Source organism: Protofrankia sp. CiP1_Cm_nod1, assembly GCF_920888515.1.
GTDB lineage: Bacteria > Actinomycetota > Actinomycetes > Frankiales > Frankiaceae > Protofrankia.
Genome location: NZ_CAKKTM010000305.1, coordinates 1 through 6,254, shown reverse-complemented (window position 1 = coordinate 6,254; position 6,254 = coordinate 1). Strand labels below are relative to the sequence as shown.

Below are 6,254 nucleotides of genomic sequence, written 5' to 3'. Positions count from 1 at the left end.
CGTGCTGGTCGTCGGCGCGGGGCCGACCGGCCTGACCCTCGCCGTCGAACTCGCCCGCCGCGGCGTCGCCTGCCGGCTGGTGGACAGGAGCACCGAGCCGCCGGGCCAGGCGGACAAGGCCATCGGCGTGCACTGCCGGACGATGGAGATCTGGGAGGACCAGGGCATCGTCCAGGAGGCGATGGACGCCGGCATCTGGCTGAGCGGCCAGATCGTCGTCGTCAACGGGCACCAGACCCACCGCGTCGAGTGGGACCTGCCGGAGCTGCCGTACGCCCACCTCGGGCTGCCGCAGTACGAGACGGAACGCGTCCTCACCAACCGTTTCGCCGCCCTCGGCGGGACGATCGAGCGGGGCGTGGAACTGCGCGGCCTCACCCAGGACGCCGCCGGCGTGACCGCCCGGCTGGCGGGCGCCGACGGCGAGACGACGGTGCGCGCGAAGTACCTGGTGGGATCCGACGGCGCGCACAGCACCGTCCGCAAGGAGCTGAACCTGGTGTTCAACGCCGGCGCCGGGCGGTTCCCGCAGCTGTTCATGCTCGCCGACGTCGAGGTCGACTGGTCGCTGCCCGAAGGCTATCTGCTGCGCTTCCTGCACGAGACCGACGGCAGGATGGACGGGATGCTCGTGTGCGTCCCGCTGCGGGGCCAGGGCCGCTACCGCATCGCGACCATGGCCCCGCCGCGGATCATGGCCGAGGCCGCCCGCACGGACGTGCCGCCCGGTTTCACGAAGGAGTACGAGCCGCCAACGCTGGCCGAGTTCCAGGCCGCGCTCGACGGGCTGGCGCCGCCCGGGACGACCGCGCGCAACCTGCGCTGGTCGTCGATCTTCCGGATCAGCCACGGGATCGTCGACCGCTACCGGGTCGGCCGGGTGTTCGTCGCCGGTGACGCCGCGCACCTGCACCCGCCGGCGGGCGGGCAGGGCATGAACACCGGCATCCAGGACGCCTACAACCTCGGCTGGAAGCTCGCGCTCGCGGCGGGCGGGCACGCGGGGCCGGGCCTGCTCGACAGCTACGAGGCCGAGCGCCGCCCGGCCGGGGAGTCGGTCATGGGCCGCGCGGTGCGGGTCGCGTTCACCGACGAGATGGACAACGAGGACGAGAAGGCGCAGTTCCTCGACGAGATGCAGATGACCCTGACCTACCGCGGCAGCCCGCTGGTCGGGGAGGCGCTGGGCTGGGACGCCCCGGACCGCGGGCCGGCGGCCGGCGACCGCGCGCCGGACGTGCACGGGCTGGCCCGCCGCGGGGTCGGGCACCGGCTGCGGCTGTTCGAGCTGATCCACAGCGGCGCGCACACGCTGCTGTTCTACGGGGACGCCTCCTCGACCGAGGAGGACCTGCGCGGCTACGAGAAGATCGCCGCGGCGATCCGCCGGCAGGCCGCGGGGCTGATCAACGCCTACGTCGTGCTGGATCCGGACGCCGTCGCTCCTGCGGGCCTGGACCTGCCCGTCATCCGCGACACCGAGCGTGACTACCGGTCCGTCTACGCGACCACCGGGCCGTGCGCCCACCTGATCCGGCCGGACGGGCACATCGGCTTCCGCAGCAGGCCGGTCCTTGCCGGCGCCCTTGAAGATCACATACGTGCTGTTTTCGGATGACGACAGCCGATCGCGCCTCGGCGTGCGGCAGCGACGAAATGTGCGGAGTGTGATGAGCTGACATGCAGAACGGGGAGTTGCATGGCAAGCGGCAGGCGGCTGAATGTCGTGGTGTGCGGTGCCGGAATGGCGGGGATGACGGTCTCCCTCGCGCTGGCGCGCCTCGGGCACGCGGTCACGCTGATCGAGCGTGACACCACGGTCAGACCCGCCCGGCTCGACGAGGCCGGCGGCTGGCGACGGACCGGGGTCGCGCACCTGCACCAGCCCCACGCCTTCCTCGCCCGGATCCACGCCGAGCTGCGCGCGGGCCTGCCCGGCACACTCGACGCCCTGCGGGCCGCCGGCGCGGTCGAGGTACCCCTGCCGGACGGGACGCGCTCGTTGCGGTGCCGCCGCAGCACCCTGGAGTGGGTGCTGCGGCGTGACGTCGAGACGCAGCCCGGGATAGAGCTGCGGGCCGGGACCGTCCAGCGGGTGGAAACGCGGCGGGGAGCGGTCGTCGGGGTGCAGCTGGCCGGGGGCGGGCCGCACCCGGCCGATCTCGTGATCGACGCCGGCGGCCGGCGTGGCCGGCTGACCAGCGGGGCCCGGGACGCGGAAGGCTTCGACGAGCCGACCAACGAGGTCTACGTGTCCCGCCGCTACCGGCTGCTGCCGGGACAGCGGTTCACCGCGGTCAACCGCTGGGTGCTCGGGGTCGAGGAGGCCGACGGCTACGCGCTGCTCGTCTTCCCCCACGATGCCGGCACCTTCACCGTCGCCTTCGTCCACCTGCCCGGGGACCGGGCACTGGCGGGGCTGCGCCGGGCGCCGGTGTTCGAGTCGGCCGCCCGCATCATGTCGCTCGGGGCGGCCTGGACCGACCCGAACTTCGCCGAGCCGGTCTCCGGCGTCACGGTCATGAGCGGGCTGCGCAACACGTTCCATCCGCTGGATCCGGCCGCGCCGCTCGGCCTGCACGCGCTCGGTGACACCGTCTGCACCACCAACCCGCACTTCGGACGGGGCTCCTCGCTGACCGTCGCGCATGCGTTCCGGCTCGTGCGGGCGGTGGCCGAGGATCCCGGCGATCCCGCGGCCTGGCGGGACCGGGTCGACGCCTGGGTCCGCGGCGAGCTGCGGTCGTGGTTCGACGACGCCCAGCAGCTCGACCGGGCACGTGCCGCGGCCTGGCGGGCGGCCGTCGACGGCGGGACGCCGGCCATCCCGTCGATGAGCCCGCCGAGCCCGGCGTCGCTGCCACGGTTCGTGCTGCTCGCCGCCGCCGGTGTCGACCCGACGGTCGCGACGGCGGCGCTGCGTCACATGCAGCTGACGGATCCACCCGAGGCGCTGGACGCGGTGGAGCCGCGGGTGACGGGCCTGATCGCGCAGGGCTGGCGCCCGAGCCGTTCCCCGGGTGTGCCCACCCGGGCCGAAATGGTCGAGACGATTTCCGCGGTCAGCGTCCCGGCACGGTGATCGCCGTGATGACCAGGCCGTTGCGGGCCAGCCAGCGGCCGGTGAAACCGGTCAGCCGTTCGGGGGCCTGAGGCTCCGGGGAGACCGATCTCTCCGCGGAGGGATCCGTGGAGAGATCCGTGGAGAGGTCCGTGGAGAGGTCCGTGGAGAGATCGTTGCCGGGCCGGCCCCTCCCTGGCGGGACGCCGCCGGGGAGCACCGGCCCGTCCACCAGCAGCCGGACGGAGAAGGTGCCCCCGGCCAGGTCGATCGTGATCGACGCGTCCTCGAAACCCAGCCAGCGCCGCGCCAGCGGGAACCACGCCTTGTAGACCGACTCCTTCATGCTGAACAGCAGCCTGTCCCAGTGCACGACGGGATCGTCGGCGGGAGCACCGGGCGGCAGCGGCCCCGGGCCCGCGGTGGGACCGCCGGGCGGCAGCACACCCGAGCGCGCGGCGGGAATGCCATGCGCGGCGGGAATGCCATGCGACACGTTGCCCGGGCGCGCGGCGGGGCCGTCGCGCAGCAGCGGGTCGAGCCAGGCTCGCTCCTCGGGCAGGGCGATCTGGTCGAGCACGCCCGCCGGCAGGGCCGCGTTCGGCTCGGCGTCGATACCGACCGTGAGGATGTCGGCGGACCAGGCCGCCACCGCGGCCCGGTAGCCGGCACAGTGCGTGATGCTGCCGATCACCCCGGCGGGCCACTGCGGCTCGCCCTTGGGCCCGCGCAGGATCGGCACCGGCGGTATGCCCAGGCCGGCGAGCGCGCGGTGGGCGCACACCCGGGCGGTGGTGAACTCCCGGCGGCGCTTGTCCACGGACCGCGCGAGCGCGGCGGCCTCCGCGGGGAACAGCACCGCGTCCGGGTCGTCGGTGAACGCCTCCACCGCGACCACCGCCGGATGCAGCAGCGTGGCGAGCAGCTCGGCCCCGGGCCCGGCGACGGCCCCGCCGGACGGGGTAGCGGTGCCGGACGGGGGGGCGGGGACGGACGAGGTGACGTCAGCCACGTCTCTTCCGGCTGCGGCGCTTCCGGACACGCCGGTCCCCAGCGTCCCGGTCCCTGGTATTCCGGGCTCAGTCATGCCGCTCCGGCTCCGGGAGTATCTGCCGGGGAATGTTGCGCGGGCCGTTCCAGCGGCGCCACTCCCGGGGATAGCCGATGGAAACCTCCTCGAACCGGACGCCGTCATACCACGTCGTCCGGGGAATGTGCAGATGGCCGTAGACCACGGCGGCGGCCCGGAACCGCTGGTGCCAGTCGGCGGTGTGCTCCGTGCCGCACCACTGCGCGAACTCCGGATAGCGCAGCACATAGGTCGGATCCCGCACCAGCGGGAAATGGTTCACCAGGACGGTCGGCAGCCGCGGGTCGCATGCCGCGAGCCGTTCCCGGGTGTGCTCGACCCGGGCCCGCGACCAGGCGTCCACACTCGGGTAGGGGTCGGGGACCAGCAGGTACTCGTCCGCGCAGACCACACCCGTGCGGTGCGCCACGGCAAGCGCCTCCTCCTTGGAGGAGGTACCGGCCGGCCGGAAGGTGTAGTCGTAGAGAAGGAACAGCGGCGCCACCGTGACCGGGCCGCCGGCGCCCTCCCACACCGGATACGGATCCTCCGGGGTGAGCACGCCCAGGCGCCGGCATATCTCCACCAGATGCTGGTAACGCCGCTCACCGGTCAGCCGCACCGGATCCTTTTTCGGCGTCCACAGCTCGTGGTTACCAGGCACCCAGATCACGGTGGAGAACCGGGAACGCAGCAGCGTCAGCGCCCATTCGACGTCCGCGACGACCTCACCGACGTCACCGGCGACGATCAGCCAGTCCGCGTCCGACTCCGGCCGTAGTTCCTCGAGGAACTGCCGGTTCTCGGGGTACGCCACATGCAGATCACTGATGGCGAGCAGCTTCCCAGCCACCCGGAACGTGGTCACCCCTCCGACTTTACCCAACCCCGCCACCGGAATCGTCCGACACGACAGCACGAGACAAGTACGGGACAAGTGTGTAACAACCGCCCGCTCGCCGCGTCCCGGGCCGATGCGCCTGTCATCGACCCGGAGCGCGCGGGCCTCTCGCGTGCCGGCGGTGATCACCATCGACCTGGGCTGGGCGTACCGGGCTGGGCGTAGCCGTTGCGGACGGCGGGGCCGCCGATCGCCGGCCCCGCTCGTCGGCCAGCTCCGCCGGGTAGGCGTCGACATCCGCTTCCAACGCCACGGCGATCATCCGTCGGATGCCCTCGCGCACGAGCCCGGTCGATCAGCGACGGTGTCGGGCCGCCCTCGAGGGAACCGCCGTCCTCCACCGCGACCCCGTCATTCGGCGTCCGCTTTCTCAGCTGCCATCGAGCTTGCTCGCGAGCTGGTCGCACATCCGGTCGGACGAGCCAAGCCACATAAGCGTGTAGTTCTGGCCGTCACGGCTGGTCGTGGCATAGTCGGCACAGACAGTCGGCTCTATCTCGGTCGCCCCGTTCGGGGTGAGAAAAGCCGGGCGCGCTGGTGCTATTTTCTCCAGCAGCAGGCAGGTGCCCACGTCCAGGACGGTGGCAGGCAGCTTGCCACGGACGACCGCCACGACACCGACCGACCAGAGATAGTTCTTGTGCTGGTAGATACCGATGGCCAGCCGGTCGGTCTTGTAGGCGCATTCGGCCGCGCCGTTGACCGCTATCACCCTGTTGGCGAACTGCGTGAGTGCCGGCAGGAACGGGGTTGTGCCGTTCCGGAGGATGGACCGCTGACCGGCGGGAACAGCGGCGAGCACCCGGTCGGTGAGCTGCGAGAACTTCAGACAGGGATCCTCGGCAACCGTCCTGATCTGGTCGTCTGGAAGATCAGGCAGGAGCGAACGGGTCGTGGACCCGGGTTGTGCGCAGCTGTTCCCTGTCTCCTGGCCCGGGTTCGTCGCGCCCCTGCTCGGCGGCGCGCTCTCGCTCGGCCGCGGTGCCGGCCTCGCGCAGGAGGGAGCCCCGACCAGGAGAAAAACGGCGATCATCGATAAAACAGCCATGAACATGCGCCCACCGTGCAGGCGTGCCGGCTTACTCATCGCTGGAAACCCTGCTTTCTTCATATGGCTGGCCTGTCGGGGTGACGGTGCAACGTGCGGTGTGTCAGGCACCGCGGCTGCCTTCGCTGTCCGGACAGACCCGCCACCGGTGTCCTTGGTCTGAGTCCCTCCGAGT

5 protein-coding genes are annotated in these 6,254 nt (G+C 72.1%); 2 read left to right on the top strand and 3 right to left on the bottom strand.

Features of this window, described 5'->3' with window-relative positions; all coding sequences use genetic code 11:
- Both NBX02_RS13720 and NBX02_RS13715 read left to right on the top strand, forming a co-directional pair.
- Positions 1-1,618: FAD-dependent monooxygenase (locus NBX02_RS13720; protein ID WP_250291626.1), on the top strand; the 1,618-nt coding region annotated here is incomplete at its 5' end.
- An 81-nt stretch (positions 1,619-1,699) separates the two neighbouring features.
- Complete coding sequence (locus NBX02_RS13715; RefSeq protein WP_445548420.1) at positions 1,700-3,082, top strand: NAD(P)/FAD-dependent oxidoreductase; 1,383 nt, start codon at positions 1,700-1,702, stop codon at positions 3,080-3,082.
- Here the strand turns inward: NBX02_RS13715 and NBX02_RS13710 are convergent.
- The 3 genes from NBX02_RS13710 to NBX02_RS13700 form a co-directional block, all read right to left on the bottom strand.
- Complete coding sequence (locus tag NBX02_RS13710; RefSeq protein WP_250291628.1) at positions 3,063-3,986, bottom strand: 4'-phosphopantetheinyl transferase superfamily protein; 924 nt, start codon at positions 3,984-3,986, stop codon at positions 3,063-3,065. The two genes, NBX02_RS13715 and NBX02_RS13710, sit on opposite strands and share 20 nt — an antisense overlap.
- A gap of 154 nt (positions 3,987-4,140) precedes the next feature.
- Positions 4,141-4,998 carry a metallophosphoesterase family protein gene (locus NBX02_RS13705; RefSeq protein ID WP_250291624.1) on the bottom strand — a complete coding sequence of 286 codons (858 nt, stop codon included), beginning with the start codon at positions 4,996-4,998 and terminating at the stop codon, positions 4,141-4,143.
- Positions 4,999-5,401: 403 nt separating this feature from the next.
- The gene (locus NBX02_RS13700) at positions 5,402-6,118 is read right to left on the bottom strand and encodes a hypothetical protein (protein ID WP_250291622.1); all 717 of its coding nucleotides are present in this window, start codon (positions 6,116-6,118) and stop codon (positions 5,402-5,404) included.
- Positions 6,119-6,254 lie beyond the last annotated feature (136 nt).

Bases quoted from the DNA above. Each gene is read 5' to 3' on its own strand.
- NBX02_RS13715 (WP_445548420.1), top strand. From the start codon at position 1,700: ATGGCAAGCGGCAGGCGGCTGAATGTCGTGGTGTGCGGTGCCGGAATG.
- NBX02_RS13700 (WP_250291622.1), bottom strand. From the start codon at position 6,118: ATGAGTAAGCCGGCACGCCTGCACGGTGGGCGCATGTTCATGGCTGTT.